This window comes from Acinetobacter sp. AOR34_HL (assembly GCF_027854795.1).
Classification (GTDB): Bacteria; Pseudomonadota; Gammaproteobacteria; order Pseudomonadales; family Moraxellaceae; genus Acinetobacter; species Acinetobacter junii.
Genome location: NZ_JAKTID010000086.1, coordinates 44,503 through 62,276 on the forward strand (window position 1 = coordinate 44,503; position 17,774 = coordinate 62,276).

Below are 17,774 nucleotides of genomic sequence, written 5' to 3' on the forward strand. Positions count from 1 at the left end.
CGTAATTCGGTTTTCTATCAATAAATACAAAAAAGCTCATATCAGTTAAAGAAACCGATATGAGCGTAAAGTGAAGAGAGTGAAAAAATTATTGAATAATTTCTTTCTTCTGCGCTTTGTATTTTAACAATTGTGGTGGATTGAAACGTTCACCATATTTAGCAGCCAATTCTTCTGAACGTTGTAGTGATTTTTCAATCCCGTTTTGATTTAGGAATTGAATTGCACCACCAGTCCATGGAGCAAAACCGATTCCAAAAATTGAACCGACATTGGCATCAATTACTGATTCTAGAACACCTTCTTCATAGCAGCGTAAAGTATCCAGCGCTTGAACAAACAAGAAACGATCAATCATATCTTGTTCAGAAATATCATTCGCTTTCGTCCAACGGCTGAGCCCATCCCACAAATGTTTTTTGCCATTTTCTGGATATTCATAGAAGCCTGCACCTGCTGCTTTACCTTTACGATTTAGCTCGTGAATCATGGTGTGAACCACTTTATCTACAGGAGTTTTCGGTAAGTCTTTCCCTTCAGCTTGCAGTGCTTTGCGCGTTTCGCTTGCAACATGCTCAGTGAGAGTCAAGGATACTTCATCCTGAATCGCAAGAGGACCAACAGGCATACCTGCTTTGAGTGCTGCCATTTCGATTTTCGCTGGATGTACACCCTCAGCAAGAAGACGCATACCTTCTTGAATGAACGTACCAAACACACGACTGGTAAAGAAACCACGACTGTCATTTACCACGATTGGTATTTTAGCAATTTGTTGTACAAAGTCATAGGCTTTAGCTAATGTTTCAGCTGAAGTTTCTTTGCCTTTGATGATCTCGACCAATTGCATTTTGTCGACTGGGCTAAAGAAATGTAAGCCAATAAAGTTTTTAGCATCTTTACTTGCTGTTGCTAGACCTGTGATTGGTAAGGTAGACGTGTTCGATGCAAAAATTCCATCTTCCGCTAAATACTGCTCAGCTTCTTGAGTCACTTTGGCTTTGAGTTCTTGATTTTCAAATACTGCTTCAATGATTAAATCACAGCCTTGTAAATCAGCTGCATCAGCGGTTGCAGTAATGAGTGCTAACACTTGATCGCGTTTTTCCGCTGACATACGACCCTGTGAAACACGTTTATCAAGTAGCTTTTGTGAATAAGCTTTGCCTTTCTCTGCATTTTCTACAGACACATCTTTGAGTACGACAGGAATTCCTTTGATTGCGGTTGAATAGGCAATCCCTGCACCCATCATACCTGCACCTAAAACACCGACTTTTTTCGCTTGCCATTTAGCAACTTCAGCAGGACGACTCGCACCTGATTTAATTGCATTTAGACCATGCCAAAACGTACCGATCATGTTCTTCGACACTTGACCGACAGTCAGTTGCGTAAAGTAACGTGATTCAATACGAAGCGCGGTATCTACATCGACTTGTGCACCTTCAACTGCAGCCGCCATGATCGCTTCAGGAGCAGGGTAGCAACCTTTGGTTTTGTCACGTAGCATGGCAGGGGCAATTGCAAGCACTTGTGCAACCGCAGGCGTTTTAGGATCACCACCAGGGATTTTGTAGCCTTTCACATCAAATGGTTGCTGTGCTGCTTTTGTAGAAGGTGGATTAGCTTTCACCCAAGCAATTGCTTTTTCTAACAGCTCTTGTTCATTCTCAGCTGTGTCATGTACCAAGCCAAGAGATTTTGCTTTATCGACACCAAATTGCTTACCTTCCATAAGGAACGGGAATGCATTTTGTAAGCCGAGCAGACGCACCATACGGACGATACCACCACCGCCAGGAAGTAGTCCTAAAGTCACTTCAGGTAAACCAAATTTAGTTTTTGGATCATTAATGGCAATACGATAATGGCAACCTAAAGCGATTTCCCAGCCACCACCAAGCGCAGTGCCGTTTAAAGCTGCAACAACAGGCACACCTAAAGTTTCGATTGTGCGTAAGTCACCTTTGAGTTTTTCAATCATCTTGAAAAATTCAGTGGCGTGTTCAGGTTGTACCTGAATCAGCTCATCTAGGTCACCACCAGCAAAGAAGGTTTTCTTAGCTGAACGGAAAATAATACCTTTCAGATCAGTTTCAGCTTTCAGTTTTTGACTGACTTCATCTAAAGCATCACGGAACTCTGCATTCATGGTGTTTGCAGATTGACCAGATGAATCTAGTGTAAGAATTACAATATTGTCAGCGTTTTTTTCGTATTTAATAGCGCTCATGTTGTTCTCCTTACACCAACTCGATAATGGTAGCAATCCCCATTCCACCACCGACACATAATGTTGCTAGACCACGTTTTTTACCTTGACGCTCTAATTCATCTAACAAAGTTCCTAGAATCATGGCACCAGTTGCACCCAATGGATGTCCCATCGCAATCGCACCACCATTGACGTTGACTTTCTCAGCAGGAACTTTCAGTTCTGTAATAAAACGCATCACTACAGCTGCAAAAGCCTCATTTACTTCAAATAAATCAATATCGTCGATGCTCAAGCCTGCTTTTTCTAATGCTTTACGTGCAGCAGGGGCAGGACCAGTCAACATAATGGTTGGATCTGTACCGACTAATGCAGTTGCAAGCACCTTGGCACGAGGTTTTAAACCTTGCTCTTTGACTGCTTTTTCAGAAGCCAATAACACCACCGCAGCACCATCGACAATACCTGATGAGTTACCTGCATGATGGACGTGATTGATTTTTTGCGCTTCAGGATACTTCTGTAAAGCAACAGCATCGAAGCCCATTTGACCCATCATTTCAAAGCTAGCATTCAGTTTTGCTAAACCTTCAACTGTGGTATTCCCTTTGATAAATTCATCTTTTTCTAAGATTGTTACACCTGCATGATCTTTCACAGGTACAACTGATTTATCGAAATAACCATTTGCTTGAGCGGCAGCAGCCTTTTGTTGCGAACCGACCGCAAATGCATCTACATCTGCGCGGCTATAACCATCTAAAGTTGCGATTAAGTCTGCACCTACACCTTGTGGAACAAAAGACGATTTCAAATTGGTTTCTGGATCAAGCGCCCATGGACCACCATCAGAACCCATTGGAATGCGTGACATTGACTCCACACCGCCAGCAACCACAACATCTTCCCAACCTGAACGAACTTTTTGTGCTGCCAAGTTCACCGCTTCTAAACCAGAAGCACAGAAACGGTTGATTTGTACGCCTGCGACATCATCATTCCAACCTGCAGCAATCGCAGCAGTTTTGGCAATATCCCCACCTTGATCACCAATCGGTGTCACACAACCGAGAACGATATCATCGACTTTAGATGTGTCGAGTTGATGGCGTTGTTGTAATTCATTCAATAATGTTGTGAGTAAAGTAATTGGTTTTACTTCATGTAATGAGCCGTCTTTTTTTCCTTTTCCGCGTGGTGTGCGAATGGCATCAATAATATAGGCCTCGCTCATAGCTGTTCCTTGTATTGCCTTAAATTAAAATCATTGTGCTTCGAGTGTACTCAATTTAAGTGTCAGTGCAATGATGATAAACATTGGTAAGTTTGATGTTTTTCGCCAATTCAGTTCACTATTGAATAGTTGAAATATTTAGTAAAATGCATGTCCATAATTCAACATAATTTGCTTGATGAAATTTATTAATATTATTGGTACTACGAATTCTGGCAAATCTACGCTGGATCGAAAGTTGGCGGAAAAATTAAAAATACAATATATCGAACTGGATGATTTACTATGGCTAGATGATTGGCAAGAATCTTCAAATGATGCATTTTTTTGCAAACTTAAACTGAGTATGGATGCAGCATCAACGGGATGGGTGATCTAATCTTTATTCACGCAGTATTGATATGATTTGGTCTGAGGTGGATACGGTCATTTGGCTAGATTATTCTTTTTCTGTTAACTTTTATCGTCTTACTAAACGGACTTTGTGGCTTATTTTAAGTCGTGAGCGATTATGGAAAAACTCGAATAATAGAGAGAACTTGAAAATGGTATTCTCCCAAAAATCGATTTTTTTATGGATGTTTCAGAAATATCCACAAAATAAGAAAAGGTATTTAGCGATGATGAATAACCCCAAATACCAGCACATACGATTTATTCACCTAACTTCGCCTCGGAAGACAGCTGCTTTCTTAAAACAAATAAGTGGTGATTGATAATTAGCATTAAAATCAGGGTATTGGCTATATTTTTTCAAGATAATGTTTTGGCTTTACGGCTGTAATACTTGTAATTAGATTACTTATCAATGAGTTTTTGCAAAAAACCTCTTTAAAAAAGCAGATGAAAATCTGAGATTAAACTATTGATTAGATAAATTTAGATGAAAGAATTGACTATATTCAGATTCATTATATTGAGCAAAGGCTTCACCCTCTACGAAACCAAATTTCTTGTATAGACTAATTGCTGCATCAAAGTGGGAGTCTTTTCCTGTTTCTAAACTCACTTTTTCATAGTTGCTATGTTTAGCAATTTTCAGAAGATAATCAAGTAAGTATGTCGCTACACCTTGACGTAGATGTTGGGGATGAGTCCGCATCGATTTAAGTTCAGCATGATAGGGATTAAGCTCTTGAATCGCACCACAACCAAGAAGCTGATCATCACGCCAAAGTGTATAAAATCGAATGGAGTCTTTTTGTAGGCTGCTGAAATCGAGTGCAAAACTATGCTCAATCGGTGTGTTCTGATGCATGCCGTACAAATGAATGCGTATGAGGTCTTGAACTTGTGGGTCTGAAAAATCGCCTTTTTTGATTATCATTTTTTATCGTGATTGTTGATGACTATAGTGGATTAATACCATATTTTTCAAAAAGTGTTCAACTTTTAAGGGTTGAACACTTTGTCTGATTTAAGTTAATTGTGATGCCCATGCAACTGGCGATATAAACCAGGGGTAACACCAGTCCATTTTTTAAAGGCGCGGTGAAAGGTACTGGTTTCACTAAAGCCAACTTGTTGAGCAACATCTTCTAAAGTGAGGTTTGGAGTGAGCAATAAATGAATCGCAGCGTCACGACGTAAGGCATCTTTGACACCTTGATAGCTTTTACCTTCCGCAGCCAAACGACGACGTAATGTTTGAGGAGATAAATACAACATAGATGCCACATCATTTAAAGTTGGCATTTCTTCGCCGATTTGGCTCTTCAATACATCACGGATACGCGAAGTGAGTGAGTTGGTGTTTTTGAATTTCACTAGAAGTTGTGCTGGTGCGGCTTTTAAAAACTCTTCTAAAGTTTTTTCATCCTGACGAATAGGTAGATCTAAATAATCTGCAGCAAAGGTAATTTCTGTACGCGGTGCGTCAAATTGCATCACTGGTGCAAAAAATAGCGCATCATATTCATCAGCATGGCTAGGGCGTTCATAACCAAAATGGACGCGCTCCAAAGGTAAGCGACGTTCGATTAACCACGAAGCAAGACCATGCCAAATCATCAGCATACTTTCCGTAATAAAATGATCAGGGTCAAGCGCTTTAGGAATGTGAGGTACTAAACGAGCTTCGTGTTTATCACGCTCTAAACTTACAGACCATTCATCACCGAACAATTTGTAAAATTGTGAGGAAAGTTCGAGTGCTTGTCCAAGTGTTTTCGAATGTATGATCAATTGGCACATGATCGCAAATGTACCTAAACGACGTGGTTGAACATCGAAACCAACGTGTTCGTCTTGGGTGACCATCCATAACATTTTGACAAAGCGAGTGTATTGCTCTGGGGAGATTCGAGCTTTAGGTTGACGAAGCAATTCTGCTTCAATACCGACATGTGAAAGTAATGTTTCAACGTCCATGCCTAGGCGTTTTACACCTGTTAAAGCCGCATTCACGAAGTGGATGCTGATCGTATCACGGCTCATATTGAATCCTTCAGTTTCTTTACTATTCACGATAATTGACCTAAATAACCGTCTAAAATATCTAATTGAGCAATTGACAAGAAAAAATTATTGCTCACTAAGTACATGTTAAATTGCCGAAACTATCAAGGTAAATGGCTGAACATGACATTGTTTTTGTGTTTATCCGAACCTAGTATAAAAGAAAATTTGAACAATATGAGTAAAAATTATTATGCCAACTGCTTTAAAGGGATTGAAAGTTCTAGATTTTTCTACTTTGTTGCCTGGCCCATTCGCTAGTATGTATCTTGCAGACATGGGTGCAGAAGTTATCCATGTAGAATCTCCGAGTCGTCCAGATTTGGTTCGAATCATGCCACCTTATGCCAATGGTCAAGCCACTGCGCATAGTTATCTTAATCGAAATAAACAGTCCATTACGCTTGATCTAAAAGATGCTGCAAATATTGAGTTAATTAAAAATAAAATTTCAGAGTTTGACATCCTGCTTGAACAATTTCGACCAGATGTGATGCGTCGATTAGGGTTGGATTATGAAACGCTTGCTGAGATCAATCCTCGATTAATCTATTGTTCTATTACAGGTTACGGTCAAACAGGTACATATAAAGACCGTGCAGGGCATGACATTAACTATCTAGCTTTAGCTGGTATTTCGGGTCATAGTGGTCGCCAAGATAGCGGACCACCTCCATTAGGTGTACAGATTGCGGATGTCGCAGGAGGTTCTTTGCATGCGGTTATTGGGATTTTAGCTGCTGTAGTTGAGCGTCAGCGCAGTGGTATGGGGCAATACATAGATATTTCTATGACGGACTGTGTGGCTAGTTTAAATAGTATGGCCGCCTCAGCAAGTTTGGCTGGTCAGACACCGCAAGGTCCTGAGCAAGGGATGCTGAATGGTGCTATTTTCTATGACTATTATGAAACCAAAGATGGTCGTTATTTCTCTGTAGGAAGTTTAGAACCACAGTTTATGGCTGGATTAGCTGCTGCATTAGAGTTACCTATATTGATGGCAAAAGGTAGTTCTTTTGACTCCGAAGACCGTCAAGCGATTAAACAAGCCTTAAAGGAAAAGTTTAGATCCAAAGATTTTGCTGAGTGGCAATCAATTTTTTCGCAATTAGATATTTGTGTGGAGCCGGTGTTGAGCTTAGATGAAGCTTTGACTTCACCGATTGCAAAACAACGTGGTTGGGTGGTCGATGTGCCTTTATCTGAAAATGCTGACCAAACTGAGCCTCAATTAGCATGCCCAATTAAATTTTCACGTTCTCAAATGCGCTATCAATTTATCGGACAAGGATTGGGTCAAGGAAAATGGTAGAAAATATGTGCATACAATCACAACTTGGTAAAATATTGCACATTTAATCAAGTGATTAACATTTTGAATAAATTAATCAATTAAAAATGGGCGTAACCTTTTATATACAAAAACATAAAAGGTTACGTAAACATGACAATCTCTAAATCATGGGTTGTATCTTGTTTATCCGTTCTTTCATTGAGTCTTTTCACACATCACACTCAAGCAGCTTCTTCCGCATTTGATCCTCATGGTCAATGGCTGTTGGGTGATTGGAACGGTCAACGCACTGCGTTACAAGATCAAGGTTATAACTTTTCTGCTGATTACACAGGTGAATTTGCAGGGGTTTTAGATTCTAAACAACATTCAAGTCATGGCAGTGAATTCACTGGGCAACTGGCTTTAGGCACACACTTTGACTTAAATAAGATTTTAGGTTGGCAAGACACTGAAGCTCAAATCACGGTGACCTATCGAGATGGCCAATCATTGTCCCAAACTGCAGATGGTTTACAAGGACATCTAAGTTCTACCCAAGAAGTTTGGGGGCGAGGTCAAACTTGGCGTTTAACTGATCTGTGGATCAAAAAGAAATTTTTAGATCAAGCTTTAGATATCAAAGTGGGACGTTTTGGTGAAGGTGAGGATTTCAACAGTTTTAACTGTGATTTCCAAAACTTGGCATTATGTGGCTCTCAAGTCGGCAATTGGGTGGGTGATCAATGGTACAACTGGCCTGTCAGTCAATGGGCATTGCGAGTCAAATATAACCTGCAGCCAGATTTATATGCGCAAGTTGGTGCGTATGAATATAACCCAGAGAACTTACAGTGTGGTAAAGGCTTTAATTTAAGTACAGATGGATCACATGGTGCGATTATTCCTGCTGAGCTGGTCTGGGCACCAAAACTTGGTCAACAATCTCTTTTAGGTGAATACCGTTTTGGTTACTACTACAGCACTGCTGATGCTGCTGAAATTGAAAACCCAAGCAAAACTGGACATAAACAAGGCGGTTGGTTTACTGCCAAACAGCAATTAACACGTCATGATGATCAATCTGATCGTGGTTTAACTGGTTTTGTGAATGTCACAGTACATGATTCAAAAACCAACTCCATCAAAGATATGCAAAATGTTGGATTGGTTTATAAAGGTCTGCTCAATCAGCGTCCACAAGATGAACTAGCACTCGGCGTAGCACGTATTCATGCCAATGACAAAAACAATCCTTTATTAGATGAAGAATACAATACTGAGTTGTATTACGGCATCCATGCAACTAATTGGTTGACCATCCGTCCAAATATTCAATATGTACACCATGTCAGTGCCTTGAAAGATGGCGATAAAACATGGGTGGGTGGCATCAAGTTTCAAACCATTTTTTAAGTGTTTTATTCGGAGTTCTATAGCTCATGTTTGCAACTCAATCGGACTATAGAACGCTTTAGCTTTTCAATTGAATGTTAAGTGAATTGATCATTTGCTTAGTCATTCTAATAAATACAAAGATGCAAGGTGATCTTATGAATCAATCTGCTTCAAAATCAGGATTGCGAACGTTGACGGTAATGATCCTTGCCCTCATTGCTTTGTTCCTGCTTATTGGTGGTGTATGGCTCGCAGCTATTGGTGGGTCTTTTTATTATGTGATTGCAGGTGTGTTGTTACTCATCGTAGCAGTACAACTTTATAAGCGTGCTTCTGGTCCACTCTGGGTCTATGCCGCTTTAATGTTAGGAAGTGTGATTTGGGGTGTTTGGGAAGTTGGAACGGACTTCTGGGCACTGGCTCCACGTCTTGATGTTTTGGGTGTGTTGGGTTTGTGGTTGTTAGTACCTGCTGTAACACGAGGTATTGATAAACTTGGCTCAAGTAAGGTTGCGCTATCATCGACTTTAGTTATTGCTATTGTGGTGATGGTGTACTCGATCTTTAATGATCCTCAAGAAATTAATGGTGTGATTCAAACACCTCAACCTGCACAAGCGAAAGCAGTTGATGGTGTAGCACCTGAAGACTGGCCTGCCTACGGTCGTAGTCAAGGAGGGGAGCGTTATTCTCCTCTGACTCAAATTAATGACAAAAATGTCAAAGATTTGAAAGTTGCTTGGACATTCCGTACAGGTGATTTTAGAACTGAAAATGACTCAGGTGAAACGACTAATCAGGTGACACCAATTAAAATCGGCAACAATATGTATATGTGTACGCCACATCAACATTTGATTGCACTTGATCCAGCAACAGGCAAAGAAAAATGGCGTTTTGATCCAAAACTTAAAACGGACAAGACTTTCCAACATTTAACTTGTCGTGGGGTGATGTATTACGATGCTGCAAACACCACTGTGTTTGCAACCAGTTTACAGGCGAAAAAATCAACTTCGACTGAATGTCCTCGTAAAGTTTTTGTTCCGGTTAATGATGGTCGTTTAGTTGCGGTGAACGCAGATACAGGTAAAGCATGTTCTGACTTCGGTCAAAATGGCGAAGTGAATTTACAAGAATTCATGCCATATGCCTATCCAGGTGGCTATAACCCAACTTCACCAGGTGTTGTATCTGGTACTACAGTGGTAATTGCAGGTTCAGTGACCGATAACCATTCGAATAAAGAGCCATCAGGTGTGATTCGTGGTTATGACGTGAATACTGGTAAGTTGCTGTGGGTATTCGATACGGGTGCTGCTGATCCGAATGCAATGCCAGGTCAAGACACAACATTTGTGCATAACTCGCCAAATGCATGGGCGCCACTTGCTTATGATGCAAAATTGGACATCGTCTATGTACCGACAGGTGTAGGTACACCTGATATTTGGGGAGGCGACCGTACTGAGTTGAAAGAGCGCTATGCGAACTCAATGCTGGCGATTAATGCAAGCACAGGTAAGCTAGTTTGGAGTTTCCAAACCACACATCATGATTTGTGGGATATGGATGTACCATCTCAACCTTCATTGGCGGATATTCAGGATAAATCTGGTCAAACGGTCCCTGCGATTTATGTCTTAACTAAAACAGGAAATGCCTTTGTTTTAGATCGTCGTAATGGTCAGCCAATAGTACCGATTACTGAAAAACCAGTTCCGCAAACAGTGAAGTGGGGGCCACAAACTAAAGGTGAGTTCTATGCTAAAACTCAACCATTCTCTGACTTTAACTTAGCACCTAAAGATAAATTAACAGATAAAGACATGTGGGGTGCCACCATGTTTGACCAGTTAATGTGTCGGGTGAAGTTTAAACGTTTGAATTACGATGGTATTTATACACCACCTTCTGAAAATGGCACTTTAGTATTCCCTGGTAATCTCGGTGTATTCGAATGGGGCGGTATGTCAGTGAATGCTGATCGTCAAGTTGCAGTCATGAACCCGATTGGCTTGCCATTCGTAAGTCGTTTAATTCCAGCAGATCCAAACCGTCAAGCAGTCGCACGTGGTGCGGGTACAGAGCAGGGCATGCAACCGATGTATGGTACGCCATATGGTGTAGATATTAGTCCGTTCCTGTCTCCATTCGGTTTGCCTTGTAAGCAACCTGGTTGGGGCTTTGTTGCTGGTGTGGATTTAAAAACACATGAAGTGGTTTGGAAAAAACGTATTGGTACGATTCGTGATAGTTTGCCAAATCTATTCCAATTACCACCAGTGAAAATTGGTGTACCCGGTTTAGGTGGTTCGATTTCAACAGCAGGTAATGTGATGTTTGTTGGGGCGACTCAAGATAACTACATCCGTGCCTTTAATGTTTCAAATGGCGATAAGTTATGGGAAGCTCGTTTACCTGCAGGTGGTCAGGCAACACCAATGACTTATGAAGCTAACGGTAAACAATATGTGGTGATTATGGCGGGTGGACACGGTTCATTTGGTACTAAAATGGGTGATTATCTCGTTGCCTATGCTTTGCCAGATAAGAACTAATTTCATTTGAAAATTGATTGTCAAAGCTCAGATTCGTCTGGGCTTTTCCTTTTTGTAGTCATTAGATAGGCTTATCAATAAAACCGTTATTAAATATGCAAAAAAAGCATTTTATTGATGAAACAAAGCTCGTTATGCTAAACGCCTTTATAATGAATGACTAGCCATACGCCATGTATTTATATACGGATTTCGATCAACAACTGATTAACCAACGCGTTGCTCAGTTTCGCGATCAAACAGAACGCTATTTAGCAGGAAAATTGACCGAAGACGAATATCGTCCATTACGTTTGCAAAATGGTTTATACGTGCAACGTTATGCGCCGATGCTCCGTATCGCCGTGCCGTATGGCTTGATGAATACTAAACAACTTAGAAAAATTGCTGAAATCGCGACTCAATACGATCGTGGTTATGCTCACGTTTCAACACGTCAAAACATTCAGTTAAACTGGCCGGCATTAGAAAATGTTCCAGATATTTTAGCTGAACTTGCGACAGTGCAAATGCATGCTGTACAAACCTCAGGTAACTGTATCCGTAACACCACCACTGATCAGTTTGCGGGTGTTGTTGCAGGTGAAATTGCTGATCCGCGTCCTACATGCGAATTGATTCGTCAGTGGAGTACATTCCACCCCGAATTTGCATTCTTACCACGTAAGTTCAAAATCGCCGTTTCTGCTCTTGAAGAAAAAGATCGTGCTGCAACAGCATTCCATGATATCGGTGTTTATATCGTACGCAATGATGCTGGTGAGATTGGTTATAAAATCATGGCGGGCGGTGGCTTAGGTCGTACACCAATTATCGGTAGTGTCATTCGTGAGTTCTTACCACGTGAAGATTTGATTGCTTATCTTGAAGCGACTTTGCGTGTATATAACTTACATGGCCGTCGTGATAACAAATATAAAGCACGTATCAAAATTTTAGTTAAAGCACTTACGCCAGAAGTCTTTGCTCAAAAAGTTGAGGCTGAATTTGAACACACACGTGAAGCTCTAAGAATTCAACCAGAAATCTTAAAAAAATTGGATGAAGAATTTACACCATTCGATTATCAAGATTTAGAAGATGAGGATTTCACAGCATTATTTGCTGAAAATCCAAAGTTTAAACAATGGTACAACGTCAATACTAATGCCCATAAAGTCAAAGGTTATCGTATCGTTACGATTTCTTTGAAGCGTGCTGGTATTGCTCCTGGTGACGTAACATCAGAAGAAATGAACTTAATCGCTGATTTAGCAGATAAGTATACGTTTGGCGAGTTCCGTACCACACATGAACAAAATATTTCATTGGTAGATGTACCACAGAAAAATTTATTTGAATTGTGGCAAACGCTTGAACAGCACAACATGGCTCGTGCACATATTGGTTTTATTACCGATATTATTTGCTGTCCAGGTGGTGATTTCTGTTCATTAGCTAACGCAAAATCAATTCCTATTTCAGAAGCGATCACACGTCGTTTTGAAGATCTTGATACCATTTATAATTTAGGTGAACTAGACCTAAATATCTCAGGATGTATGAATGCTTGTGGTCATCACCATGTAGGCAATATTGGTATTCTTGGTGTAGATAAAAAAGGTGCTGAGTTCTATCAAATCACTTTAGGTGGTAATGCGAATCATGATGCATCTATTGGTGATATTTTAGGACCATCTTTTGCTGCAGATGCTGTACCCGACGTGATCGAGGAAATTTTGAATACTTACCTAGATTTGCGTACTGAAGGTGAGCGTTTTATCGATACATACCGTCGTGTAGGGATTCAGCCATTTAAGGAGCGTGCTTATGCTTAATACATCGCTACAAGTGCTTTCTAAAGATGGCACGATTGCAGACAATACTTATCAAGTTATTGCAGAAGATGGAGCAATTCCCCAAGGTGATGTTGTTTTAACAACAGCCCAATTGAATGAATTGCCAAATATACAAGGTAAAAAAGCGTTGTATATCACTGTAAATGATTCACCTGAAACACATCAGTTCCCTTTAAGCGAATTAGATGCAATATTCATTGAGTTTGCTGGTTTTAATGATGGTCGTGGATATTCATTCGCAGCATTATTGCGCCGTCAAGGATATCAAGGTGAGTTACGTGCAGTGGGCGATATCTTTAAAGATGTTTTAAATTATTTAAAACGCTCTGGCTTTGATACCTTTGTAGTAAAAGAAGGTAAAGATATTCAGGAAGCAGCAGCTGGTCTGCTGGACTTTACAAATCCTTATCAAGCTTCAACAGCTGTACCTCAAGCAAGCTATCAAACTGGTGCATAAGCCACCCATAATCAATAAGCTGAACTAAGGTTCAGCTTTTTTGTTTTGTAAAATTGGATTAATCAAGAGCTGAAAAATAACAATGCTAACTCTCTTATCAAAAATCAATCCAGGTGTAATTTGGCTATTAATCGCTATAGCAACTGATGTACTTTCGACTTTTTATTCAGCCAAAGCAAATGGATTGGTCAATAAGCTGGATCAAGGTATTGCTTTGGTACTGTATCTTATTTCGTTTACTTGTGCTGCGATTGCTTTGAAATATATGCAAGCAGGAATTTTATATGTGCTTTGGTCTGGTATTGGTGTAATTGCGACAGCAGCACTAGCAAAAGTTTTTTTGGGGCAGAATATTGATTTAGCGGGTTGGATTGGAATCGGTTTTATTACCATCGGTTTGATGATAATTGCACAATACTCAAATATTGATGTTTAAAAGTACTATCAAAAAAGTTTCTTTTGATAGTACTTAAGGTTTTTCTTATATATCTTCTAACTGACAATTCACCATCCATTTAATGCCGAACTGATCAGTAAAAGCACCGTAAAGTGCACCCCAGAAAGTTCTTTCAAGTTGCATTTCAATATGACCATGAACGGAAAGCTGATTGAATAAACGGCGTGCCTCAGTTTCATCATGTTCAATATTAATAGAAATATAATGATTGTTTCCTTGAATGAAACCCGCATTTGGGGCACAGAATTGATCGTTTACATCTGATCCCATTAAAACTGTATATTCATTGATTGGTAAAGATACATGTAGAATTAAGCTTTTATCGGCCTCAGATAAAGTTACACCTTCTGTCGGTGGCATATCTCCATAACGGCTAATCATTGCAAATTCACCGCCAAAAACTGATTGATAAAAAATAAAAGCTTGTTCTGTTTGTCCTTTAAAGTTCAAATAGTGATTTAGTTGCATTTTTTGCTCCTTGTTGTTTTTTTATACACTGCATAACGTACCGATATTTGAACGCTGGGTGAATTATTTTTTGTAATTATAGAAAACAGAAATCCTGCATATAGCAGGATTTCTGTTGCAACCTTACTATTATTTAATAGTAAGGTTCACACATTATTTTTAGATCAGTTCAATCGCAACAGCAGTTGCTTCACCACCACCGATACATAATGCTGCAACGCCTTTCTTACCGCCAGTACGCTTGAGAGCGTGGATTAATGTAAGAATGATACGTGATCCAGTAGAACCAACAGGGTGGCCTAAAGCACAAGCACCACCATTGATATTCACTTTTTCAGCATCTAGTTTAAAGTCATCAATTGGGCACATTGTCACCATAGCAAAAGCTTCATTGATTTCCCAAAGATCAACTTCTTGTGCATCCCAACCTGCTTTCTTCAATACTTTCTCAATCGCACCAACAGGAGCAATTGTGAATTCAGAAGGGTGTTGAGAGTTAGAAGCCGTAGCGATGATTTTTGCTAATGGTTGTAAACCACGTGCAGAAGCAACATCTGCTGAAGTAAGTACAAGTGCAGAAGCACCATCAGAGATAGAGCTTGCATTTGCAGCGGTAATTGTACCGTCTTTTGCAAATGCAGGTTTCAAACTTGGAATTTTATCAATTTTTGCATTTAATGGTTGTTCATCTTGATCAACAACAACATCACCTTTACGGCTAGAAACAGTTACTGGAACGATTTCATCTTTGAAATAACCTTCAGTAATTGCTTTTTGTGCACGTTGTAAAGAGCGAATTGCAAAGTCATCCATTTGCTGACGGGTATAGCCACGAGTATTTGCCATATCTTGTGCAAATGAACCCATTAAACGACCTGTTTCAGCATCTTCTAGACCATCAAAGAACATATGATCTTTAATTTCACCATGACCCATGCGGTAACCTGCACGGGCTTTTGGTAAGACGTAAGGAGCATTAGTCATTGACTCCATACCGCCAGCAACAACGATCTCAGCGCTACCAGCTTTGATCATATCTGCTGCTTGCATCACTGCTTTCATACCAGAGCCACACAATTTGTTAATTGTTACAGCACCTGTAGAGTCAGGTAAGCCTGCTTTACGCATTGCTTGGCGTGCAGGTCCTTGTTTTAGTCCCGCTGGAAGAACACAACCCATGATAACTTCTTCAACATCAGTTGGTTGTAAGCCTGAACGTGCGATCGCTTCTTTGATCGTGATTGCGCCTAATTCAGGTGCTGTAGCACTTGATAAAGCACCTTGGAAGCCGCCCATAGCTGTACGAGCGCCATTTACAATTACGATGTCAGTCATTGTATGTCTCCAGACTTATAATTTGCTGAGAATGTTCAAAACCTATGCAGTATATTAAAAAAACTCTGTCAATAAAGTGTTTTACATCGTATTCGCTAGACTGAAGAGTTTTTTAGCAGCTGGAAATTTCTTGCGTACGAACATGCCCCATATTACTTAAGATGATTTGGAGATGGTGGTTTGATCGACTAGAACAATAATAGAAACTGCCATTTGAACCACGTGGTAACCCCGTATCTCCCTGAAAGGTGAGTGAGTTAATATTCAGAGTGCCACGCCATGCCAATGAGCCATATTTAGGTTGGACTGGATTTGAATACAGAATAGTTTCTGTGATATCGCGTCTTTTATTACGATTAGCGTCAAGAAAACCAATAAATCCATGATTCCAATCGCTACTACAAGAACTAAAGTCTTGAGTTGCGCACAAAGTCACATTTTTCTGATAGGTTTGTGCATCGGATTTGGCTTTTTGTATGTAAATTGTGAGAGTCTTTTTAATTTGTTTTACTTCAATTGAAATTAATATTTCGATGAAGTAAGGATGTGCTAGGCTGACTAAAATTGCGGAAATTGCAATCGTTATGATGATTTCAGGCAGCGTAAAGCCGGAAAATTTAAACATAATATTACCTGTTGGTGTTTCTGTAATTTTTTTATTAACAAAGTGTTAAGTAATTACTGTATTTATTAATTTAAGTTTACTATTGCGAAACTAAAGATTACTTCATGCAGCAAATGCTGTTAAACTTGAAGAGAGCGAACAATAAGCTATTCAGACTTTAAAATTGAATTAAAATTTACTGAACTACAACGGAAATTGTAAGAAATTTTGTCAATAATTTGCGAGGTTAAAGTTATCAAGCACTTGGAAAATTCATCAAGTGTTTGTATGATTCAAAGTGAAGTGAATAGCTTAAAAATAATACTGTGAACACTTCCGTGTTTATGGGGCCAAAAATCATAGGCTAAGCTTGAACAACAAACAATTGTTATCTCTGGAGGATATCCATGAAATTGAGTCGTATTGCACTTGCTATGCTTGTTGCTGCTCCTTTAGCTGCTGCTAATGCAGGTATAACTGTAACACCACTGTTACTTGGTTACACATTCCAAGACAGTCAACATAACAATGGTGGTGACAAGGGTGAGTTAACTGACGGACCGGAATTACAAGATGATTTATTCGTTGGTGCTGCGCTAGGTGTGGAGTTAACACCTTGGCTAGGCTTTGAAGCTGAATATAATCAAGTAAAAGGTGATGTAGATCCTAATTACGGTGAATATAAGCAGAAACAAATCAATGGTAATTTCTATGTTACTTCTGATTTAATCACCAAAAATTATGATAGTAAGATCAAGCCATACGTTTTATTAGGCGCTGGTCATTATAAGTATGAGTTTGATGATGCACGTTTAGCTTATCGTGATGATCAAGAAGGTACGTTAGGTAATGCTGGTGTTGGTGCTTTTTGGCGCTTAAACGATGCTCTTTCTCTTCGTACTGAAGCTCGTGGTACATACAATTTTGACGAAAAATTCTGGAACTATACAGCTCTTGCTGGTTTAAACGTAGTTCTTGGTGGTCACTTGAAGCCTGCTGCTCCTGTAGTAGAAGTTGCTCCAGTTGAGCCAACTCCAGTTGCTCCTCAACCACAAGAGTTGACTGAAGATCTTAACATGGAACTTCGCGTATTCTTTGATACAAACAAGTCAGACATCAAACCACAATACAAATCTGAAATTGCTAAAGTTGCAGAGAAGTTAGCTGAATACCCGAATGCGACTGCTCGTATTGAAGGTCACACAGATAACACTGGTCCACGTAAGTTAAACGAACGTTTATCTTTAGCTCGTGCTAACTCTGTTAAATCAGCTCTTGTAAACGAATACAACGTTGATGCATCTCGTTTGTCTACTCAAGGTTTCGCTTGGGATCAACCGATTGCTGACAACAAAACTAAAGAAGGTCGTGCTATGAACCGTCGCGTATTCGCTGCGATCACTGGTAGCCGTACTGTTTTAGTTCAACCAGGTCAACAAGCTCAATAATTGAGTTTTTGAACTAAAAAAGCGAC

The 17,774-nt window shown here is 39.8% G+C and carries 14 protein-coding genes and 1 pseudogene; 8 read left to right on the top strand and 7 right to left on the bottom strand.

Annotated elements, in window-relative coordinates; all coding sequences use genetic code 11:
- Positions 1-88: 88 nt before the first annotated feature.
- Positions 89-2,236, bottom strand: coding sequence for a 3-hydroxyacyl-CoA dehydrogenase NAD-binding domain-containing protein (locus MKL32_RS15700; RefSeq protein ID WP_270900746.1), 2,148 nt, complete (start codon positions 2,234-2,236; stop codon positions 89-91).
- Positions 2,237-2,246: 10 nt separating this feature from the next.
- Positions 2,247-3,452, bottom strand: coding sequence for an acetyl-CoA C-acetyltransferase (locus tag MKL32_RS15705; protein ID WP_004908831.1), 1,206 nt, complete (start codon positions 3,450-3,452; stop codon positions 2,247-2,249).
- A gap of 178 nt (positions 3,453-3,630) precedes the next feature.
- On the opposite strand from MKL32_RS15705, the pseudogene MKL32_RS15710 reads away from it, so the two are divergent.
- Positions 3,631-4,168 (top strand): annotated as a pseudogene (locus MKL32_RS15710) (adenylate kinase).
- Between the two features lie 146 nt (positions 4,169-4,314).
- On the opposite strand, the gene MKL32_RS15715 reads toward MKL32_RS15710, so the two are convergent.
- Both MKL32_RS15715 and MKL32_RS15720 read right to left on the bottom strand, forming a co-directional pair.
- Positions 4,315-4,779 (bottom strand): GNAT family N-acetyltransferase, encoded by a 465-nt coding sequence (locus MKL32_RS15715; protein ID WP_270900747.1) that lies wholly within the window; start codon positions 4,777-4,779, stop codon positions 4,315-4,317.
- Between the two features lie 95 nt (positions 4,780-4,874).
- Entirely contained in the window at positions 4,875-5,888 is a 1,014-nt protein-coding gene (locus tag MKL32_RS15720) for an AraC family transcriptional regulator (protein ID WP_099949100.1), read from the bottom strand.
- Positions 5,889-6,102: 214 nt separating this feature from the next.
- Between MKL32_RS15720 and MKL32_RS15725 the strand changes: the two genes are divergently transcribed.
- The 6 genes from MKL32_RS15725 to MKL32_RS15750 all read left to right on the top strand — a co-directional run bounded on the left by MKL32_RS15725 (position 6,103) and on the right by MKL32_RS15750 (position 13,872).
- Positions 6,103-7,221: a CaiB/BaiF CoA transferase family protein gene (locus MKL32_RS15725; protein WP_039047015.1), complete on the top strand. Its 1,119-nt coding sequence runs from the start codon at positions 6,103-6,105 to the stop codon at positions 7,219-7,221.
- 132 nt (positions 7,222-7,353) lie between these two features.
- Complete coding sequence (locus MKL32_RS15730) at positions 7,354-8,598, top strand: carbohydrate porin (protein ID WP_270900748.1); 1,245 nt, start codon at positions 7,354-7,356, stop codon at positions 8,596-8,598.
- 137 nt (positions 8,599-8,735) lie between these two features.
- The gene (locus MKL32_RS15735) at positions 8,736-11,141 is read left to right on the top strand and encodes a glucose/quinate/shikimate family membrane-bound PQQ-dependent dehydrogenase (protein ID WP_039047064.1); all 2,406 of its coding nucleotides are present in this window, start codon (positions 8,736-8,738) and stop codon (positions 11,139-11,141) included.
- Between the two features lie 173 nt (positions 11,142-11,314).
- Positions 11,315-12,958 carry a nitrite/sulfite reductase gene (locus tag MKL32_RS15740; RefSeq protein ID WP_004908811.1) on the top strand — a complete coding sequence of 548 codons (1,644 nt, stop codon included), beginning with the start codon at positions 11,315-11,317 and terminating at the stop codon, positions 12,956-12,958.
- Positions 12,951-13,436, top strand: a complete 486-nt coding sequence (locus MKL32_RS15745; protein WP_004963954.1) for a DUF934 domain-containing protein — start codon at positions 12,951-12,953, stop codon at positions 13,434-13,436. The genes MKL32_RS15740 and MKL32_RS15745 overlap by 8 nt, the downstream gene beginning before the upstream one ends.
- 82 nt (positions 13,437-13,518) lie before the next feature.
- Positions 13,519-13,872 (top strand): DMT family transporter, encoded by a 354-nt coding sequence (locus tag MKL32_RS15750; protein WP_004908805.1) that lies wholly within the window; start codon positions 13,519-13,521, stop codon positions 13,870-13,872.
- Between the two features lie 45 nt (positions 13,873-13,917).
- Here MKL32_RS15750 and MKL32_RS15755 read toward each other — a convergent pair whose 3' ends face one another.
- The 3 genes from MKL32_RS15755 to MKL32_RS15765 all read right to left on the bottom strand — a co-directional run bounded on the left by MKL32_RS15755 (position 13,918) and on the right by MKL32_RS15765 (position 16,321).
- Entirely contained in the window at positions 13,918-14,361 is a 444-nt protein-coding gene (locus MKL32_RS15755; RefSeq protein WP_087539796.1) for a VOC family protein, read from the bottom strand.
- Between the two features lie 159 nt (positions 14,362-14,520).
- Positions 14,521-15,696, bottom strand: coding sequence for a thiolase family protein (locus tag MKL32_RS15760; RefSeq protein ID WP_004908800.1), 1,176 nt, complete (start codon positions 15,694-15,696; stop codon positions 14,521-14,523).
- Between the two features lie 112 nt (positions 15,697-15,808).
- Positions 15,809-16,321 (bottom strand): GspH/FimT family protein, encoded by a 513-nt coding sequence (locus tag MKL32_RS15765; protein ID WP_005402112.1) that lies wholly within the window; start codon positions 16,319-16,321, stop codon positions 15,809-15,811.
- 386 nt (positions 16,322-16,707) lie between these two features.
- Between MKL32_RS15765 and omp38 the strand changes: the two genes are divergently transcribed.
- Complete coding sequence (gene omp38 / locus MKL32_RS15770; protein ID WP_125272094.1) at positions 16,708-17,748, top strand: outer membrane protein Omp38; 1,041 nt, start codon at positions 16,708-16,710, stop codon at positions 17,746-17,748.
- Positions 17,749-17,774: the final 26 nt, after the last annotated feature.

Excerpts from the sequence above, each read along its gene's own strand:
- MKL32_RS15720 (WP_099949100.1), bottom strand. The coding sequence starts at position 5,888 with ATGAGCCGTGATACGATCAGCATCCACTTCGTGAATGCGGCTTTAACA.
- omp38 (WP_125272094.1), top strand. The coding sequence starts at position 16,708 with ATGAAATTGAGTCGTATTGCACTTGCTATGCTTGTTGCTGCTCCTTTA.
- MKL32_RS15725 (WP_039047015.1), top strand. The coding sequence starts at position 6,103 with ATGCCAACTGCTTTAAAGGGATTGAAAGTTCTAGATTTTTCTACTTTG.
- MKL32_RS15700 (WP_270900746.1), bottom strand. The coding sequence starts at position 2,236 with ATGAGCGCTATTAAATACGAAAAAAACGCTGACAATATTGTAATTCTT.
- MKL32_RS15715 (WP_270900747.1), bottom strand. The coding sequence starts at position 4,779 with ATGATAATCAAAAAAGGCGATTTTTCAGACCCACAAGTTCAAGACCTC.
- MKL32_RS15735 (WP_039047064.1), top strand. The coding sequence starts at position 8,736 with ATGAATCAATCTGCTTCAAAATCAGGATTGCGAACGTTGACGGTAATG.
- MKL32_RS15745 (WP_004963954.1), top strand. The coding sequence starts at position 12,951 with ATGCTTAATACATCGCTACAAGTGCTTTCTAAAGATGGCACGATTGCA.
- MKL32_RS15755 (WP_087539796.1), bottom strand. The coding sequence starts at position 14,361 with ATGCAACTAAATCACTATTTGAACTTTAAAGGACAAACAGAACAAGCT.
- MKL32_RS15705 (WP_004908831.1), bottom strand. The coding sequence starts at position 3,452 with ATGAGCGAGGCCTATATTATTGATGCCATTCGCACACCACGCGGAAAA.
- MKL32_RS15750 (WP_004908805.1), top strand. The coding sequence starts at position 13,519 with ATGCTAACTCTCTTATCAAAAATCAATCCAGGTGTAATTTGGCTATTA.
- MKL32_RS15730 (WP_270900748.1), top strand. The coding sequence starts at position 7,354 with ATGACAATCTCTAAATCATGGGTTGTATCTTGTTTATCCGTTCTTTCA.
- MKL32_RS15765 (WP_005402112.1), bottom strand. The coding sequence starts at position 16,321 with ATGTTTAAATTTTCCGGCTTTACGCTGCCTGAAATCATCATAACGATT.
- MKL32_RS15760 (WP_004908800.1), bottom strand. The coding sequence starts at position 15,696 with ATGACTGACATCGTAATTGTAAATGGCGCTCGTACAGCTATGGGCGGC.
- MKL32_RS15740 (WP_004908811.1), top strand. The coding sequence starts at position 11,315 with ATGTATTTATATACGGATTTCGATCAACAACTGATTAACCAACGCGTT.